Annotated in this window: 18 protein-coding genes and 1 other annotated feature; of the genes, 6 read left to right on the forward strand and 12 right to left on the reverse strand. The window is 48.6% G+C overall.

Annotation, left to right across the window (positions count from 1 at the left end):
• The first annotated feature begins 2 nt into the window (after positions 1 to 2).
• The 4 genes from RBK99_RS11685 to RBK99_RS11700 all read left to right on the forward strand — a co-directional run bounded on the left by RBK99_RS11685 (position 3) and on the right by RBK99_RS11700 (position 4,561).
• Positions 3 to 683 carry an ABC transporter ATP-binding protein gene (locus RBK99_RS11685; protein WP_317504780.1) on the forward strand — a complete coding sequence of 227 codons (681 nt, stop codon included), beginning with the start codon at positions 3 to 5 and terminating at the stop codon, positions 681 to 683.
• Positions 673 to 3,177: an ABC transporter permease gene (locus tag RBK99_RS11690; protein ID WP_317504781.1), complete on the forward strand. Its 2,505-nt coding sequence runs from the start codon at positions 673 to 675 to the stop codon at positions 3,175 to 3,177. Before RBK99_RS11685 ends, RBK99_RS11690 begins: the two co-directional genes overlap by 11 nt.
• Positions 3,178 to 3,199: 22 nt before the next feature.
• Positions 3,200 to 4,090: a TIGR01777 family oxidoreductase gene (locus RBK99_RS11695; RefSeq protein WP_317504782.1), complete on the forward strand. Its 891-nt coding sequence runs from the start codon at positions 3,200 to 3,202 to the stop codon at positions 4,088 to 4,090.
• A gap of 63 nt (positions 4,091 to 4,153) precedes the next feature.
• On the forward strand, positions 4,154 to 4,561 hold the full coding sequence (locus RBK99_RS11700) for a septal ring lytic transglycosylase RlpA family protein (protein WP_317504783.1): 408 nt from the start codon (positions 4,154 to 4,156) through the stop codon (positions 4,559 to 4,561).
• 55 nt (positions 4,562 to 4,616) lie between these two features.
• On the opposite strand, the gene RBK99_RS11705 is transcribed toward RBK99_RS11700, so the two are convergent.
• Positions 4,617 to 5,237 (reverse strand): thiol:disulfide interchange protein DsbA/DsbL, encoded by a 621-nt coding sequence (locus tag RBK99_RS11705; protein WP_317504784.1) that lies wholly within the window; start codon positions 5,235 to 5,237, stop codon positions 4,617 to 4,619.
• A 171-nt stretch (positions 5,238 to 5,408) separates the two neighbouring features.
• On the opposite strand from RBK99_RS11705, the gene RBK99_RS11710 reads away from it, so the two are divergent.
• Positions 5,409 to 6,179, forward strand: coding sequence for an MBL fold metallo-hydrolase (locus RBK99_RS11710; protein WP_317504785.1), 771 nt, complete (start codon positions 5,409 to 5,411; stop codon positions 6,177 to 6,179).
• A gap of 21 nt (positions 6,180 to 6,200) precedes the next feature.
• On the forward strand, positions 6,201 to 7,163 hold the full coding sequence (locus RBK99_RS11715) for a GlxA family transcriptional regulator (RefSeq protein WP_317504786.1): 963 nt from the start codon (positions 6,201 to 6,203) through the stop codon (positions 7,161 to 7,163).
• Here the strand turns inward: RBK99_RS11715 and RBK99_RS11720 are convergent.
• From RBK99_RS11720 to RBK99_RS11770, 11 genes are read right to left on the reverse strand one after another with little or no spacing between them, the layout of a single operon-like run.
• Positions 7,150 to 8,277 carry a DSD1 family PLP-dependent enzyme gene (locus RBK99_RS11720; RefSeq protein ID WP_317504787.1) on the reverse strand — a complete coding sequence of 376 codons (1,128 nt, stop codon included), beginning with the start codon at positions 8,275 to 8,277 and terminating at the stop codon, positions 7,150 to 7,152. The two genes, RBK99_RS11715 and RBK99_RS11720, sit on opposite strands and share 14 nt — an antisense overlap.
• A gap of 14 nt (positions 8,278 to 8,291) precedes the next feature.
• Positions 8,292 to 9,554, reverse strand: a complete 1,263-nt coding sequence (locus tag RBK99_RS11725) for an MgtC/SapB family protein (protein WP_317504788.1) — start codon at positions 9,552 to 9,554, stop codon at positions 8,292 to 8,294.
• A gap of 45 nt (positions 9,555 to 9,599) precedes the next feature.
• The gene (locus tag RBK99_RS11730; protein WP_317504789.1) at positions 9,600 to 10,448 is read right to left on the reverse strand and encodes an alpha/beta hydrolase family protein; all 849 of its coding nucleotides are present in this window, start codon (positions 10,446 to 10,448) and stop codon (positions 9,600 to 9,602) included.
• Between the two features lie 23 nt (positions 10,449 to 10,471).
• Complete coding sequence (locus tag RBK99_RS11735; protein WP_317504790.1) at positions 10,472 to 10,774, reverse strand: YciI family protein; 303 nt, start codon at positions 10,772 to 10,774, stop codon at positions 10,472 to 10,474.
• On the reverse strand, positions 10,774 to 11,316 hold the full coding sequence (locus RBK99_RS11740; protein ID WP_317504791.1) for an inner membrane-spanning protein YciB: 543 nt from the start codon (positions 11,314 to 11,316) through the stop codon (positions 10,774 to 10,776). Before RBK99_RS11740 ends, RBK99_RS11735 begins: the two co-directional genes overlap by 1 nt.
• A 32-nt stretch (positions 11,317 to 11,348) precedes the next feature.
• The gene (gene trpA, locus RBK99_RS11745; RefSeq protein WP_317504792.1) at positions 11,349 to 12,158 is read right to left on the reverse strand and encodes a tryptophan synthase subunit alpha; all 810 of its coding nucleotides are present in this window, start codon (positions 12,156 to 12,158) and stop codon (positions 11,349 to 11,351) included.
• Positions 12,155 to 13,378 (reverse strand): tryptophan synthase subunit beta, encoded by a 1,224-nt coding sequence (trpB, locus tag RBK99_RS11750; RefSeq protein WP_317504793.1) that lies wholly within the window; start codon positions 13,376 to 13,378, stop codon positions 12,155 to 12,157. Before trpB ends, trpA begins: the two co-directional genes overlap by 4 nt.
• Complete coding sequence (gene trpCF / locus RBK99_RS11755) at positions 13,375 to 14,826, reverse strand: bifunctional indole-3-glycerol-phosphate synthase TrpC/phosphoribosylanthranilate isomerase TrpF (protein WP_317504794.1); 1,452 nt, start codon at positions 14,824 to 14,826, stop codon at positions 13,375 to 13,377. The genes trpB and trpCF overlap by 4 nt, the downstream gene beginning before the upstream one ends.
• Positions 14,819 to 15,832: an anthranilate phosphoribosyltransferase gene (trpD, locus tag RBK99_RS11760; protein WP_317504795.1), complete on the reverse strand. Its 1,014-nt coding sequence runs from the start codon at positions 15,830 to 15,832 to the stop codon at positions 14,819 to 14,821. Before trpD ends, trpCF begins: the two co-directional genes overlap by 8 nt.
• A complete protein-coding gene (locus RBK99_RS11765) occupies positions 15,829 to 16,449 on the reverse strand; it encodes an anthranilate synthase component II (RefSeq protein ID WP_317504796.1) in 621 nt (206 codons plus the stop codon). Before RBK99_RS11765 ends, trpD begins: the two co-directional genes overlap by 4 nt.
• The gene (locus tag RBK99_RS11770) at positions 16,449 to 18,053 is read right to left on the reverse strand and encodes an anthranilate synthase component 1 (RefSeq protein ID WP_317504797.1); all 1,605 of its coding nucleotides are present in this window, start codon (positions 18,051 to 18,053) and stop codon (positions 16,449 to 16,451) included. Before RBK99_RS11770 ends, RBK99_RS11765 begins: the two co-directional genes overlap by 1 nt.
• Positions 18,054 to 18,105: 52 nt before the next feature.
• Positions 18,106 to 18,210: a sequence feature (Trp leader region), on the reverse strand.
• Between the last annotated feature and the right edge of the window lie 69 nt (positions 18,211 to 18,279).

Raw genomic sequence — 18,279 nt, forward strand, 5'->3', positions numbered from 1 at the left:
TTATGCTCATTCAAGCTCAACAACTGGAAAAAACCGTAGACACCTCTGAGGGTCCATTACAGATTCTGCAGCCAATTAACGTCAGTATCAATGCCGGTGACACCGTGGCCATTGTCGGCGCGTCGGGTTCCGGCAAGTCGACATTATTGTCGCTGCTGGCGGGGTTAGACCTCGCATCCTCCGGAGAGGTTCTTATAGATAACGAAAAATTAAGCGAATTGGATGAAGAGCAGCGGGCAAAAGTTCGCGCTGACAAAATTGGCTTCATTTTTCAGTCGTTCCTGCTGGTACCAAGCTTAAGTGCGTTAGAAAACGTTATGCTTCCGGCTGAGCTGGCCGGGCACAAAGGTGCAGAGAAAGAGGCAAGAGAGCTGCTGGCTAAGGTAGGGCTTAAAGATCGTTGGCATCATTACCCGAATCAATTGTCCGGAGGTGAGCAGCAGCGGGTAGCTATTGCAAGAGCATTTGTTGGGCAACCAAAAATTCTTTTTGCCGATGAACCTACGGGTAACCTGGATTCGAAAACCGGCGCAAAAGTTGAAGAGCTGTTGTTCGACTTAAATAAGGATTATGGCACGACGTTGATTGTGGTCACCCATGATCAGCAGCTATCGAAGCGTTGTCAGCGAGTATTGCAAATGGAAGCCGGGCAGTTATCGGAGGCAGCTCAGGATGTGGCATAAGATTTCATTTCGCCTGTTAAAGCAGGAGCTAAGACGCGGCGAACTGACCATTATGGCACTGGCCATTATATTGTCGGTCACCGCTGTGTTGTCGTTGTCTATTTTTAGTGATCGACTGCAAGCCGGACTCACTGAACGCAGTAGTGAATTTTTGGCTGCTGACAGAGTACTCAGTTCCAGACGGGATATCCCACAGGACTGGCTTGAGCAAGCCAGGCAAATGCAGTTGGATACTGCCTGGAAAGTCATGTTTAACTCCATGGCTTTTTCCGATGGGAACATGACCCTGGTTGATATCAAAGCCGTGAGCTCAGGCTACCCGTTACGGGGCGAACTGAAGATTGCGGATCAACCCTTTACTAAAGGCTACGTGACCGACAAATTGCCGGCAAAAGGAGAAGCCTGGGTTGCCTCACAACTCTTCCAGGCGCTACAGCTCGAAATAGGTGACACCATTGAGCTGGGCAACAGCAGCTTCAAAGTTACTAAGGTCGTAACGTACGAACCGGATGTCGGTTTCTCAGTATTTACCGATAGTCCAAACGTGATTATCCCACATTCTCAATTGGACGAAACAGGCTTAGTTCAGCCGGGTAGTCGAGTGCGCTTTAACGTCTTGATGGCAGGTGGTAATAATGCGATAGATGCCTATGAAGAATGGCTACTACCGCGTTTAAATGACGATACGCACAGCTGGCGTAGCATAGAGGATGGTGACAGCCCATTGTCTCGTTCTTTAAATCGCGCTGAACGCTTTATGATGTTGGCCAGCTTGCTCGGCGTAGTTCTGGCCGCAACTGCAGTTGCGGTGGCCGCGCAGCGGTATTGCCAGCGAAATTATGATGTGGTTGCTATATTTAAAACCTTAGGCGCAAGCCGCCAGCAAATTCGCCGTATTTTCATGCTGCACTTATTGTTATTAACGGCAGCGAGCGTGGCTATTGGTATGGCGCTTGGCTGGGGTATTCAGTATCTGGTGATTGAATGGGTGGCACAGAAGCTCGGTACAACCTTACCACAAGCTGGTTGGCAGCCTTATGTGTTAGCAGGAGCTACCGGCGTTATAAGTGCTGTCATGTTTACTTTATACCCCTTATTCCGGCTGGTTGCTATTCCACCGTTAAGGGTTCTTCATCGTCAGTTAACGGCGGGTAACGCGGTACGCTGGCTGCAATGGGTGCTGAGCGGCGGTACGATATACGCGTTGCTGGTCATTTACAGCCAGCAATGGTGGCTTTCAACCGCGCTGTTCGCTGGTGGAGCGGTCGCGGCAGTACTGCTCCTGGGACTGGGACGTTTGTTTATCTCTGCCAGTCGCAGAGCGGGTATGCAAGCAGGCAGTAGTTGGCGTTTGGCCATGGCTGGTTTGCAACGAAGAGCGGCTGCAAATAGTGTTCAGATGTTGAGCTTCTCAACGGCAATTATGCTGCTGTTGTTGGTTGTTGTTTTGCGTAACGACTTGCTGGAAGACTGGAGAAACCAGTTACCGGCGGACGCGCCTAACTACTTTGCCATTAATATCGCCCAGGACAAAGTGGATGATATGCAGGCGATGTTTAAGCGCGAAAACATCCCGTCGACGGATTTGTACCCCATTGTGCCGGGGCGTTTAACCCACATTAATGGCGAGAAACTACAGGACGAAGTGACCAAGGAAGACCGTGATGATGACGAAACCGAAGGCCGGGAAGGAATAGGCCGGGAGTTATCATTAACCTGGCGCGAGACCTTGCCCCCCAATAATAAACTGACTGCTGGCGAATGGTGGGGAGAAAACGAGAAGCCGCAGGTTTCTGTTGAGTTAAATGTATCAGAACGGCTGGATATAAAGGTTGGTGATGAACTACGCTTTAATTTAGGTGGAGAAGAGTTCACGGTACCGGTAACCAGTCTGCGTAAAGCGGATTGGAATACCTTACAGCCGAACTTTTATATGATTTTTAACACCTCTACGCTAGAAGATTTTCCGGCGACCTATATCACCAGTTTCCGGTTGGACGAAGAGCGTAAGAGTGAACTGTACGACTTGTTTAAGCCATTCCCGCAAACGTCATTGATTGATCTGGATGCCATGATCAAGCAGATTCGGGAAGTGATAGGGCAGGTGAGTTTGGCCATTGTGTTTGTTCTGGTGTTGGTGATTATTGCCGGAACGTTGGTGCTGGTAGCGCAGGTGCAGGCGAGTATGGAAGAGCGGCAGAAGGAGTTAGTGATACTGCGAACACTGGGGGCACCGGGTAAATTACTGAGTCGAAGTATTACCTATGAGTTTCTGGTGCTTGGCGCAATAAGTGGATTGATAGCGACCTTAGCTATGGAAATATCGCTCTTTATATTGCAAAACCAGGTATTCAATATGACACCGGTGATTCATTGGAAACTCTGGTTATTGGGGCCTGTATTCGGGGCGTTAGTCGTGGCTGTTTTAGGCCGCTTATCCTGTTACCGGCTCATTCAGAGGAATACGGCCCAGTTAATACGTAAACTGGCTTGATATAATGATTAGGAGGTGACCGATGAACATTTTAATGACAGGTGGTACCGGGCTAATTGGGTCTGCGTTTATTCGCAAGTATCGGGATACGCATCAGTTCACGGTCACCACACGTGATAAAAAGCGTGCAGGTGACAAGCTAGGTGATCAAGTTACGTTGTTGTCTTCAGTGGATGAAATCACCGATATTAGTCAGTTCGATGCCGTGATTAACCTGCAAGGCGAAGGTATTGCGGATAAACGTTGGAGCGATTCGCGAAAAAAAACCTTAAAGGACAGCCGTTGGCAGGTTACTGAAAAACTGGCAGCGATGATCAATCAGTCTGAAAAGCCACCTAAAGCGTTTCTGAGTGGCTCTGCGGTTGGTTACTATGGGCCGCGAGATGCTGAGCCAGTGAATGAAAGTGATGTTGCGAAAAATACCGACTTTGCAGTGACGTTATGTCAGGAATGGGAACGCCGCGCTTTGGCTGCGGAAAGTTCTACTCGTGTGGTTTTACTGCGCACAGGGGTCGTTTTGGCAAAAGGAGAGGGGGCACTGGACAAAATGCTACCCCCTTACAAATTTGGCCTGGGTGGGCCGTTAGGCGACGGTGAGCAGATGATGTCGTGGATCCAGCTAGAAGATATGATCCGCGCCATTCAGTATTTGCTGGAGCACGATAACCTTTCCGGTCCGGTTAACATGACGGCACCGGGTCCGGTGGCGAATAAAGCATTTAGCCGGACCCTGGCGTCCGTGCTTAATAAGCCGCATTTTATGAAAGTACCGGGTTTTGTACTTAAATTAGGTTTGGGTGAAATGTCCTCTATGTTGCTTGAAGGCCAGGCGGTCGTGCCTGACAAACTACGCAGTCATGGCTTTGAGTTTCAATATCCAACCGTGCGTGAAGCCTTTAAGGTCAGCGTATAACTCTTTACAGAACTTTGTATTTCCTTAACGGAAAGTGTTTTCTGAACTCGGTAAGATTGAGGGATGAAAACAAAAAAACTATATCCACTTAAAAAATTAACTCTTGGCACCGGCATTCTTATGCTGGTGCTTACTGGGTGTGCCTCCATTCCTGCTGAGAGTCCTGACAACCTTGTGGGTACTCAGGAATCCGGAAAAGCGTCGTACTACGCGATGAAATACCAATTTAGAACAACCGCAAGCGGTGAGCGTTATAATCACTTTTCCAGTACAGCTGCTCACCGAACCCTGCCATTTGGAACCAAAGTTCGAGTTACTAATATTGCTAACAATAAAAGTGTCGTGGTCAAAATTAATGACCGGGGCCCTTTCGTTGATGGCAGGATAATTGACCTTTCCCGTTCTGCTTTTGACGAAATAGCCGATCTGGATTTGGGGTTAATTGAAGTGACTACAAAGATAGTCCGCTGATAGTTCTCCTCAGGGAAGGGGAAAGCCTATAACTTTCCCCTTAGCAGTTTTGTACTTATGAAGACTGGCTCATGAGTTGCTGGATGACTGATTTTAGGTCACCGCTCAGATCATCGCTGTTACGAAAGCCGTTAATGAGAATTTTGTATTTTCCATTTACAATCAGTGTCGGGGTGCCGGTTATATTTTTATCTCGTGCATCTTTGTCCATTTGCCTCGCGCGAGCTCTGACTGAAAAGCTGTTGAAACCTCTTTCAAACTGCTCGGCAGAAATTCCTGCCTGACTAAAAATAGCCTTAATTTTATCCAGACTATCAACAGATTGACGTTGTCCAAATTGTTGCTCAAAAATAGCATCACTAATGGCTTTTTCCTTGTCCAGCATTAGCGCCAGGGAGTAGGCTTGTGTCATTTGGCTGCCCATGTCTGGTTTTGGACTCAGTCCTGATGTGTGTGATTTTTTAAACGCTTGAGGGAAGGCTGAAGCAAGTTCTTTGGCAATGGGCTCGAAACGGTAACAAGCAATACAATAAAGAGAAAAGTACTCAACAACCTCTGGTGTTGTTGTAACCGGGCCATCCAGAACTTCGTAGTGTTCATTTTCCTGAAATTCTGCTGCGTTTAATGTAGCTGCCATTAATAGGGTGCCAGCCAAGACTATTGCTCGAAATAACATGGAGAACTCCTTTTCATTATCTTTAATTGTTGTTGATAGAGAGTATTACAGGTAACGATGCTAAGAACAATTTAGGATGTCCCAATACTATCTTTTTATGTCCCTCAGGCCACTCTTCTTTGGTGCTCTTATCGATAACAATAGTTTCTGTTAGCAACAACGGAGACTATTATGAAATTTACACAAATTCGCAATGCCACAATAAAACTGAACTTTGCCGGGAAAACCTTTTTAATTGACCCGATGTTGGCGGAAAAAGACCGTTATCCGGGGTTTGAAGGGACGCTGAACAGCCATTTGCGTAACCCCACGGTGGAGCTTCCATTGACTCTGTGTGAGATTTTGGACGTAGACGCTGTCATTGTCACTCATACGCATCCGGATCACTGGGATGAAGTAGCGGTACAAAAAATTCCGAAGGACACGCTGATTTTCGTGCAACACGAAGGTGACGCGAATGTACTTGAAAAGCAAGGATTTACTAACCTTCGAATACTTACTGAAGACACCGAGTTTGAAGGCGTGACATTACATAAAGCCCCAGGTCAGCATGGCAGTGATGTGACTCTGTCGCTGGCTAAGGATGTATTGGGTGAGGTATGCGGTGTTGTCTTTAAGCACGATGACGAAAAGACGCTTTATTTAGCTGGTGATACTATTTGGAATACTTATGTGGAAGACAGCTTGAAAAAATATACGCCAGAGATTGTTATACTCAATGCTGGGGATGCTCAAATTCCTCAGTTAGGTTCGATTATTATGGATAAAGAGGACGTTTACCGGGTTCATCAGGTAGCGCCTGAAGCAACCTTGATAGCGAGTCACATGGAGTCTGTAAATCATGCAGCGTTATCTCGTGTAGAACTTCGTCGCTTTTTGACGGAAAAAGGCATTATCAATTCGGTGTTGGTACCGGACGACGGTGAGAGCTATAGTTTCTAAAAGTTTTTCAGAGGGACAGTTATGAAACAGCCAGTCGTTGCTTTAGTGGCGTTTAATCAATTCAGCTCATTTCACTTTTCTGTCCCCTGCATTATCTTTAAAGACATTATGCCGGAGCAGCCTCTTTTTGACTTAAGGATCTGCGCCGGTGAAGTTGGTGATCTCAAGTCGAATGCTGGCCTTCAAATAACGCCTGAGTTCGATGTTACCGGGTTGAGAAACGCGGATATTGTCATTGTGCCTTTTTGGCGTAACCCAGCGGAACGTCCGCCGGAACCTTTGCTGGATGAGCTGAAAAAGGCCTATGAACGAGGCGCGCAGATTGTTGGTCTGTGTCTGGGCACTTATGTGCTGGCTTACGCGGGGCTGTTATCTGGCAAGAAAGCTTCAACGCACTGGGAATTTGAGCAGGATTTTCAGCAGCGCTTTCCAGATGTATCGCTGGACTCTAACTCGCTGTATGTGGACAATGGAAAGATTGTCACATCGGCCGGGACCGGCGCCGGGCTTGACTGCTGTTTATATCTTGTGCGTCAGCACTACGGCAGTGAAGTCGCCAATAAAGTGGCGCGACGTATGGTGATACCCCCCTACCGAAATGGTGGTCAGGCGCAGTTTATTGAAAGACCAGTGCCAAAGTCGACACCCAATAGCCGTATTAACGAATTGCTGGACTACCTGAGACTGAAACTCGGAGAAAGCCACAGTCTGGACGAGTTGGCGGAACGCGTTATGATGACGCGCAGGACATTCAGTCGGCAGTTTATGAAAGCGACAGGGATGTCTGTGGGAGACTGGCTGGTGAACGAGCGTTTACGTTTTAGCCAGGATCTTCTGGAGTCAACCGATTTGCCGATTGAACTCATTGCGAACCAGTCAGGCTTCAACTCAGCGCTGTCTTTACGCAATCATTTTAAAGCGCAGTTCAATGTCTCCCCGAATGAATGGAGAAAGACCTTTAGGGGAGAGCCTACCAGCCAATAATACGCTGCCAGGTGTTATGTGACCTATCACTCATTAGTACATGGTAAACCGGGTGCATGGCTGCCGTTGCGCAGGCATGGTTGGGTAGGATCCGCAGTTGTTGGCCGACAGGAAAATCCTCGGGATGGTACCCATCCCCTAATTCAATGACACCATGTTCTTGCGAGGTGCTATTAACACAGAGACCGTCGAGAAAGGTGCCGTCAGTTTTACAGACCTGACCATAAGCGTAATCGTTATCCTGGCTTGCAGTTCCGCGGTCACGGGACAGTGCCATCCACCCGCTGTCGGTGAGCAGCCAGTTTTTCTCTTTATTGTGTCCAATAATCGTTGTAACAACCGACATAGCGATGTCAGAGAAGTCACAGACACCAATGTTTTTCATCACCAGATCAAAGGTGGTGTACACGCCTGCTCTGACCTCGCTAATATCACTAAACTCTTCACCAAAATGTGCCGTAGGCGTGGAGCCAACACTGGTGACGCAGCTATTAATTCCTGCATCGTTGAGTTGCTTTTCCGCCTGGCGCACCGCATTGCATTCCTGTTCAGCAAACGCGCGTAAAGCTGTTGCTGTATTACAGGCGTACGAGCCACCGGCATGGGTCATTAAGCCGGTAAAATGTGGGCCAAGCTCCTTTGCGAGAGTGACCACTTGAGGGTCTTGGGGTTTAATGCCCCCGCGGTGATCGTCGCTATCAATTTCTATAAAAACGGAAAAGTCTTGCTCGAATTGGTTGGCAAACTGAGTAACGGCCTGAACCTGCGCCATATTATCTAATAGAATCTGTAGGTTAATGCCTTGTTGCCGAAGGGCCGCGACTCGCTTGAGTTTCGCCGGTGCTATGCCTACCGCGTAAAGTAAATTAGTGTAACCGGCGCGAGCGTAAGCCTCGGCCTCTGCCAATGTGGATACTGTTGCGGGGGAGTCCTTGTTGCTGAGTAAATACTCTGCTGCCTCTAGAGTGCGTAAGGTCTTTAAATGCGGCCGCAAATGGCTTCCGCGTGCTTCAACCCGTTGCTTGAGATAGCTAATGTTACTTTTTAGTTTAGCCTCATCAATGAGCAGATAAGGGGTGTCCAGTTGTGTTATCCAGTCAGGAATGGTGCTCATGATTCTTGTCCCGGTTAAAGTTGCCAAATGCCATAAAGTAGCCCTGGTGTCACTGCTAACGTCATGTAAATAGCGTAACGATAGTGCAACTTAATACCTGCAACAGAGGCAAACATTATACCTTTAAACAGGGTATTGCTGGCGCAGGCTAACAGGATGCCCATTGCGGCCACCGGATGAGAAAGTTCACCTTGTGCTGAGCGGGATAATGACAGAGTGATTGCATTCACATCTACCAGCCCGGAGATAATTGCCAGACTGTATATTCCGGCCTCGCCAAACCAGTTTTTCATCGCTTCAGACAATAACAGTATGACGGCCAGCAAAATACCAAACTGAATGGCCGTGACCAACTGCAAAGGGTTGTCTATTGTGATGTCGGCGGTTTCGGGGGAAGCCGTTTTCTTCTCCTGCCAGTACATAATAACCATGACCACAGATAAACCGGCCAGCATAAGTAAAACCGGTGGCCATAAAACCGATAAAAGTGCACGGTTAACAACAAACACTTCGATTAGAACCCGCGGAAACATAATACAGCAGGTGACTAACATGCCAACGGAATAAATGACGGTACGAGGATTCTTTTTCGCGAAACGGGCCATGGTTAAGGTAACCGCTGTGGAGGAGGCGAAGCCTCCGGCAATGGCTGTAATTAATGTGCCATGCTTTTCACCCCATAGCTGAGTAAATAAATAACCAATAAATGATAAGCCTGAAATTAAAACCACCATCCACCACAGCCAGTAAGGGTTTAATGCCTGCCAGGGGCCATAGCCCTCATTCGGGACCAGAGGTAAAATAACCACCGATATCAGTAGCAAGGTAATGCCGGAATAAAAGGTCTTTGGTGAAATATGCTGCAGTAACTTGTGTAAACTTTTTTTATGCCCCAGAAGTGCAACCACGACCGCGCCGCACATGAGCGCAGGAAGAGGGTTACCCGAGGCGGCCCAAATTGCCAGCGCAAATGTCAGCAGCATGGAAAACTCAGTCGTAATACCGGCATTCTCAGACAGTTGACTGTAATTAAGGAAGGACACCGCAATGAGTATGGCCACAACAATGAATCCGGCAACTATCAGCCAGACACCCCACTGCTGAGCAAGCGTTGCAAAGATACCGCCGCTAAGACCGATTAAGCTGAACGTTCTGACCCCGGCAACGCGTGTGCCTTCATCGCTATCCCTGCCGCTCCAGCCGCGCTCTATACCTATCATCAGACCCAGCGCCAGGGCTGCAAGTAATGATAACGCCAGTTCCATTTGATAGTGCATTGCGGAGTCTCCCTTCAGGGGTGAAAAGTGTCTTTATTACTGACTTTAATTGACCTGTAGTGCGTCTAGCAAGTTTTTACGCCAAAGTGACTCTTTAAATTGACTGCGGAAGAAATTGAAATGTCCGATAGCTTTGCTGTCGGCCATAGCCGGCGTCAAGTCGTCGAGTGTTTTCTTAGCATTGGGGTAGTGGCTGAGCAGGTTCTCTATATTCGAGCGTTGCAGTAGCTCGTCGTCACTAATATGGAATGCCCGAATTGGAGCCTGAAAAGACTCATAGCGCGCTTGCTGTTCACCAGTAATATTGTCGAAAAGGTAATCTTTACTACGACACCAGCGACTCCATTGCTTCATTGCTGGTGCTGGCATATTGCCAACCATATTCAAACGCCTACCGGGAAAATAGCCGGCAATAGGTGTGCTTAAAGGAACCGCAAAGTACCATAGCAACCATGAAGTCCAGCGAACTTGTTTGCTCGCTTTCAGCCAGTACCCAGTGCCACTCGCAATAGTGACCATTTTGTCAATTTTGTCGCTGTTAAGTGCCATAGCGACAATTTGTCCGCCCAGACTGTGTGCTAGCCAAATCAACGGTTCTCCCCTTTGACAAGACTGTGCATACTCGATTACTGCTGTGATATCGAGTTCGGCCCACTCGGTAATGTCGGACTTAATCTGTTTTAGCGGTTTATCAACCGACTGGCCGATACCATAGTAGTCAAAGGTAATGACCCGGTATCCTTGTTCGCTTAACCAGCGGGCAATTGGCTGGTAAAAACGTTGCTTCACGCCAAGAGCTGCAGCTACCACAATAGTGGCCCTGGGAGTTGATTCAGGTTCAAAGCGAACGCAGTGCAGGTAACGATGGTTAGCGGTTAATTCGATACTTTGCATAGTCCGTGTTTTATTTGGCACTTTTAGTTAGGTAAGACGGCATTAAAAGGTTTTACCGTTGCGTTTTTATAAACACCGGCTTGCCAATAAGGGTCGTCATTAGCCCATCCTTCTGCTTCCTCCTGGGTGTCAAACTCAGCGATGACAACAGAGCCGGTAAAACCAAGTACGCCCGGGTCAAGCTCTGCGATAGCGGGGCAGGGACCAGCAACCAATAAACGGCCATCGTTTTGCAAGGCTTTTAAGCGCTCTAAATGCGCCGGGCGCGCCTGTTTACGGCCTTCCAGTGAGTTTTCATGATCTTCGGCGAAAATGATAAACCACATTAGTCGGTATTCTCCTTATCTTCTGCAAATTTATTGATATAAAGCTCGGTGCACAGAATGAATATGAATGTTGCGATAAGAATGCCGAAGACTTTAAAGTTGACCCAGGCCTCCTGACTCCAGAATTCGGCAATGTAGAGATTGACCGTAGCTAATGCCACACAATAAATGATCCAGGCGTAAGTCAGTCGTAGCCAGATAATGTCCGGTAGTTCGATGTCTTTTCCACGCAATGATTTGATGGGGTTTCGCTTTTTTAAAAGAATACTGCCTAAGAGGAACAGGGCAAGCGCTATGTAAATAACGGAGACCTTCATCTTAATAAACCAGTCGTCGTGTAATAACAGGGTAATCGATCCAAAAACCAGAACCACTGCGGGCAAAATCCAATGACGAGCAGTTAAAGGATGTTTGAGTAATTTAAGCCCGATAACCTGCAGTACGGTACCTGCCATTAATACGCCAGTAGCCACATAAATATCCGCCATTTTATAAAACACAAAAAAAGCGATTATCGGTAAATATTCTAACAACAGGGCCATTAACTACTCCGCTTTTGAGCCTAAATATTACGTTACGACAATTGGGTTGCGGCTTTCATGCTTTTGACAAAAGCTTTTAAATCCGCGACTTGTTGCGCGTTATTGTCGAGGTTTTTCTCTATAAGCGCAACCACGGCAGAACCACTGATGGCACCATCTGCCCCTGCCGCTAACGCTCGTTGTACATGTTCGGGTTGCGATATGCCGAAGCCAAGTAAGGTTGGCGGCGCACCAGCGTCTTTTAGTTTCTGAATAAGTTCAGATGCCGGTGCTTTCATCTGTGTGTCAGCTCCCGTTACACCTGAACGACTCAGCAGATAGACATAACCGGAGCACTGTTTAGCAATAGTGACTAACAGTTCGTCGCTGGCATCGGGGGGCGCGATAAAAACTGCCTCAATACCAATCTCTTTGGCAATGTCAGCAAACCGCTTCGCTTCTTTGGTCGGAACATCAGCAATAAGTATCGAATCAACGCCAACATCTTTCATTTGTTGGTAAAACTCGCGAACGCCCTTTGCGTAAATTAAGTTAGCATAAACCAATAAACCTATCGGTATTTGCGACGAATAGTCTCGAACTTCTTTTAAAATCCGCAATATATCAGTAAAGTTTGTTCCTGAGTCTAACGCTCGCAGGTTTGCGCGCTGTATCATGGGGCCGTCAGCCACCGGATCTGAAAAGGGTAAACCCAGCTCGAGGGCATCGGCACCGCCATCAATAAGCGCTTTGATTATCTCGACACTTTGACCTGGATTAGGATCGCCCAAGGTTACAAAAGGCACAAAAGCGCCTTGGTTATTGTCTTTTAAGTTAGCAAAACAGGTTTCGTAACGGCTCATTGTTGTCCCTCCATAGCACTCTTCGCTTCATTCTCCTGAGCACTGAAAATACGGCGTACGTGGTCAATGTCTTTGTCACCACGACCCGATAAATTAATCAGTAGAATTTCCGGTGCATCGGGCTCAGCAGCGCGTTTTAGCGCATAAGCCAAAGCATGAGCGGACTCCAGCGCAGGAATAATCCCTTCATGGCGAGACAACAGTTTAAACGCTTCCAGTGCTTCGTCATCGGTCACCGATTCATAGCGTGCGCGACCAATGGCTTTGAGGTGCGCATGCTGAGGACCCACACCGGGGTAATCCAGGCCTGCAGAGACAGAATAAGATTCTTCAATTTGTCCTTCCGGGTTTTGCATTAGAAACGACAAACAACCATGCAGTATACCGGGCTTACCGGCGGTTAGTGTCGCACCGTGATGTTTGGTTTCGACGCCTTTACCGGCAGGCTCTACGCCCACGAGCTCAACGTTTTCTTCGTCGATGAAGTCGGCGAACATGCCAATGGCATTTGACCCGCCACCAACACAGGCAATGACTTCATCCGGCAAACGCCCGGCTTGCTCTTTGATTTGCGCCTTGGCTTCTTCACCAATCATGCGGTGAAACTCCCTAACAATGGTCGGAAAGGGGTGCGCGCCGGCAGCGGTTCCTAGTAAATAGTGTGTGGTCGGATAACTGGACGTCCAGTCACGCAAGGCCTCATTGACCGCATCTTTCAGAGTACCGCTGCCGGTATCGACAGGAACCACTTTTGCGCCCATAAGCTCCATACGGAAGACATTAGGCTGCTGTCGCTCAACGTCTTTTTTGCCCATATAGACAATGCATTCCAGGTCCAGTAAGGCGCAAGCCAGTGCGGTTGCGGTACCATGCTGTCCGGCACCGGTTTCAGCAATAATGCGAGTTTTGCCCATGCGCTTAGCCAGTAATGCCTGACCCAACACCTGGTTGGTTTTGTGGGCACCGCCGTGAAGTAAATCCTCACGTTTAAGGTAAATTTTTGTTTTGTTCGGACTGTCCAGAGGCAGGTTACGACATAAGCTGAGTGGCGTTGGCCGACCCAGATAGTTTTTCAGTAAGCCTCTAAATTCAGCCTGAAATTCTTCATCTTGTTGCGCATCGATAAAAGCTTTTTCCAGCTGCTCTAATGCGGGTAATAGAATTTCAGGAACGAACTGGCCGCCGAAATCGCCAAAATAAGCGGGTAATGACTGACTCATACAGCCTCCTGTTGGGTATTTTTAGAAACGAGGTTCTCTGAAAATCGACCGTAGTGGCGTATTTTCGTGAATATTTGAGCTACTTTACGGCTATTTTTAATGCCGGGACGCCATTCCGCCCGAGAATTAATGTCCACACCGGCAAAACCTAAATCGACCGCACTAAAAATACTGTCGGCGCTTATGCCTCCGGCCAACAAACAGCGTTGGCGTTCTTCTGATGTTAATGGTGCCAGTAAATCCCAGTTGAACGCTTTGCCGCTGCCGCCGCCACGATTATCAAGAACAAAGCCGTCTACCGGAAGGTCAGGTAATTGTGCTGGCTTTTCAATGGCGAGGGCTTTCCAGATCTTTACCGATTCTAAACCAGTCTGACGTAATTGCTGGCGTAACTGAACCACATAATCAATGTCTTCATGGCCGTGCAGCTGAATAACGGACAGGCCAACGTTCGCCGCTGTACCAATGACCTCCTGCAGCGGCTGGTCTGCAAACACCCCCACATAGTCAAGCCCTGCTGCCTCGGCCGTTATTTGCTTTGCTTGTTCCTGAGTCAGGCACCGAGGAGAGTGCCCGACAAAAATTAGGCCGCCATGAACCGCACCCTGGGAACGGGCGTTAATCGCGTCCTCTGCGCGAGTTAGCCCACAGACTTTGCTCTGCCCGTAAAGGAGTTTACGGCAGGCTAAATCAACGTCAGGCTGAGCACTTAAAGCACTGCCAACCAGAAAGCCGTTAACATAAGGAGCCACCCGGCGGATATCCGCGTGCGCAGAAAAGCCTGATTCTGCTATTAATAGCGCGTTTTCAGGCGCGAGCGGTGCTAACTGGGCACTGCGGTTCGGCTCAATACTGAGATCCGTTAGGTCGCGGTGGTTAATACCAATGATGTTTGCCCCAAGTTTTGTGGCGCGTTTCATCTCGGCTTCGTTGGCCACTTCCGTTAATACGTCCATTGCCAGCGAATCGGCGATATCACGCAACGCCACATAGCGTTCATCATCAAGTACCGATAACATGAGCAGAACAGCGTCTGCGCCAAAATAACGGGCACGGTAAACCTGCTCTTCGTCGACAAAAAAGTCTTTGCATAAAATAGGTTGATGAACTTGTCGGCGCACCGCGGTCAGGTAATCTAGTCGTCCCTGAAAAAACTCGGGCTCGGTGAGTACCGAAATAGCCGCGGCATATGGCTGATAGTTTTTTGCCAGCTGCGGCGCGTCGAAGTCAGCCCGAATCAAGCCTTTTGAGGGAGAGGCTTTTTTGCACTCCAGAATAAAACCAGCCTGCTCGCCACTAAGAGCTGCATATAAACTTCGATCACTGGGCTCAAGCTGAGCTTTAATGTCCGCCAGGGGCATTAACTCAGCCTGTTCTTTGTTCTGTTCGACTTTGCGCGCAATGATTTTTTCCAAAACATTCGCTTGTAAGTTAATTGCATCAGACATGGTACGTCTCCTGAGCATCCTGCACCCGCCGTAAATGCAGTAGGGCCTGGCCCGTATCTAAATGTTCCAGAGTAGCCGCAGTGGCGGCTTTCATATCATTGTATTGCCCACTTAAATACAGCAAAGCGGCAACATTCATGGCAACGGAGTGACGTTGTGCCGAGCTGCCGCCTCCAGCAAGAATATCTTCCAGAATACGAGCATTATAGTCTGCATCGCCGCCTTTGAGTTCACTTAATGGCGCGGTCGGTACACCGAAGTCGTTCGGCGTGAGCTGGTAGTCGCTCAGTTTGCCATCGCGCAGCTCCATAACCCGGGTAGGCCCATGCAAGGCCAGTTCATCAAGACCGCTACCGTGAACCACCATTGCGCGCTTAACGCCCAGTCGCTGCAGGGTTTCTGCCATGGGTTTCACCCATTCTTCACTGTAGACGCCAAGCAATTGCGCGTCGGGTCGGGCCGGGTTAACGAGCGGACCAATGAGGTTGAATAAGGTACGGGTTTTTAGTGTTTGTCGTACTGGCATCGCATGTTTAATGCCCGGGTGATAGTGCGGTGCAAACAGAAAGCAAAAGCCGTTATCGGCCAACTGAGCGGACGCATCCGACGGATCCAGGTTCACGCGTAGCTTGAGTGCTTCAAGCACATCTGCCGAGCCGGATCGTGACGACACGCTGCGGTTGCCATGTTTCGCAACGGCTAGCCCCATGCTAGCGGCAACCAGAGCGGCTGTGGTGGATAGGTTGATGGTGTTGCTGCCATCACCGCCGGTACCGCAACTGTCAATAACGGTGGTATCGGGACGGACAAAGGGTTTTGCAGCGGATAATATCGCCTCTGCGGCACCCGCTAACTCTGCCGGCGTCTCACCCCGCATTTTCATAGCGATAAGGGCGGCAGATACCTGAATATCGTTAAGCTCACCTTTAATCAGCCGCTGAAAGAATTCGCGTGTTTGGTCTTGTGTCAGAGCCTCACCAGACATCAGAGTTTGTAGGGCTTTCATGGCTTTGCTCCTGTTAATAAATACTGAACGCTGTTACTTAATAATTGCTTTCCCTTCGGCGTTAGAAGCGACTCAGGGTGAAACTGGAAGCCAATAGAATGACTGTCGGTAAATTCTGCGGCCATTGGAATAATACCGTCGGGGCCATTCAAACTGGCTATGACGGTCGCTGTGGCGGGAAGGTCGTAGCCGCTGAGGGAGTGGTAGCGCGCCACAACGCACTGATTGTTGTCTGTTGCTGCGGTAAATACCGGATGTTGCACGGTATCTACTTTTGCTGTTTTTCCGTGAACGATTTCACCACAAGTATCGACGCGTCCGCCGGCATGTTCAATCAACGCCTGAAAACCGAGGCAAATGCCCAGCATAGGTATGCGTCCGCTACAGTATCGGATCACTTCCATTAAGTTCCCGGCTTTTGACGGGTGGCCGGGACCGGGTGACAGACAAACTAATTGAGAGCCGCTGTAACTTTCCAGCTGGTCGATGACATCCTGAGCTGCGAGCTGGTTACGGTAAATCACCAGTGGGTAACCTAGCTGACGTAATTCATCAACCAGGTTGTAAGAAAACGAGTCGACGTTATCTATCAGTACGATACGTGCTGACTGAGCCATTAGAACGCCTCCTGCGTGGGTAAAGTGTGAGCCTGCTGAATGGCCAGAATAACGGCTTTGGCTTTGTTCTCGGTTTCAGCGACTTCGCTGGCAGGGTCGGAATCATGTACGACGCCGGCACCGGCCTGCACTATGGCTTCGTTGTTTTTAACAAACGCCGAGCGAATGACAATACAGGTGTCCATATCACCATTACCGGCCAGGTAACCCACAGCCCCGCCGTAGCTTCCACGACGCTGCTGCTCGACATGCCGTATGAGCGTTGCGGCACTGACTTTAGGGGCCCCCACTAAGGTTCCCATATTCATACAGGCACGGTAGGCGTGCAGCGCATCACAATCATTGCGTAGTTTTGCGACCACGCGTGATACCAGGTGCATAACATGAGAGTAGCGGTCAACCTGGAGTAAGTCGGCAACGTAACGGGTACCGGTTTCACTAATACGGGCTAAATCGTTACGGGCTAAATCAACCAGCATCAGATGTTCTGCCAGTTCTTTTTGATCGAGTCGCAGTTCAAGTTCCATACGGCTATCTAAGTCAGGGTTGATGCTACCATCGGCGTTTTTCCCCCGTGGGCGAGTACCTGCTATTGGGTAAAGCTCGACTTGGTTCGTTTCTTGTTGGTACTTCAATGCGGATTCAGGCGAGGCCCCAAACAAACTAAAGTCGGGGTGACTCATAAAAAACATATAGGGTGACGGGTTATTTTTTTTCAATTGCCGATACGCCGCTAGCGGGTCAGGGCAGGGCATTTTAAAACGTCGTGATGGCACGACCTGAAAGATATCGCCTGCGACAATGTTTTCTTTTAGTTGCGTAACAATGTTCGCAAATTCTTCAGCTGAGGGCGTCGCAGTTACTTCGATATCCAGGCGCTGAGGTTCAGCCTCTATGACCGGTAACTGGCAACGAGCGGCTAGTTCGCCAATACGTTGGCTCATAGCCTGATAGCGCTGGTCATGGTTATCACCGCCGAATACACTGCCAAGCAGCTCTGTGGTTTGCTGCTGATGATCAATGATGAGCAAGGTTTCTGCCAGATAGAAAACATAGTCCGGGCAGTTGTTTTCGCCTTCTTTAACGTCGGGAAGTTGCTCGTAACTGGCAACAAAATCATAAGCAAAGGCACCACCGAGGAAAATGGAAAACGGGTGTTGCTGAGCGGTATCGTTCGTCTTTTCAAGTTTTTGTTGCAGCAGCCGTAACGGCTCCATGTTACTTGTTTGGCGTAAGCGGGAGTCTTCATCTAGCGGAGTGTCTGCCAGGCTGAATTTTAATGTCAGTTGTTCAGGTGTTTTTATTATGGCAGCACTATCGAGCAATTGCTTTTCAATCCAGGGAAGCAGGACAACGCCGTTGTCGGTTAATGCGTCGATGGTCACTTGCTGGTTATTGCAGGTGATTCGCAACGCGGCATCGATGAGTAGCAAGCTTTTTACTTGTTGCTTGGTGCCAATATCAGCTGAGTCCAGCAATAAGTGTTCGCCTTTTGTGCTGCAGGTATTCTGAAATACTTGCAGCGGCTCTGCCTGATAAGGCAAAGATACCTTGAGGGATTCTAAGTTGCCGTCTTGCTCAGTTGTCAGGTTTTGGTTTTTCACCCTATGCCTCTTCTATTTTTTTGTTGTTTTTAACCTGCTCCAGTGAAACGGCAATAAAAAACCCGCTCAAAGGAGCGGGTTTCTCAAAGTGAAGCTAATTACGTTATACGCACAACTACACTACCCGCTCGTTCGGGAAGTGCCACCACCAATGTTGAGTTGCTGTACGTAAAAACATAAGTTGTATAGCTCTTTTAATTCGATTTAATGCTGACAAACTAACGCT

The sequence above is a fragment of the Idiomarina solivarensis genome (assembly GCF_033052755.1).
Taxonomy (GTDB): domain Bacteria; phylum Pseudomonadota; class Gammaproteobacteria; order Enterobacterales; family Alteromonadaceae; genus Idiomarina.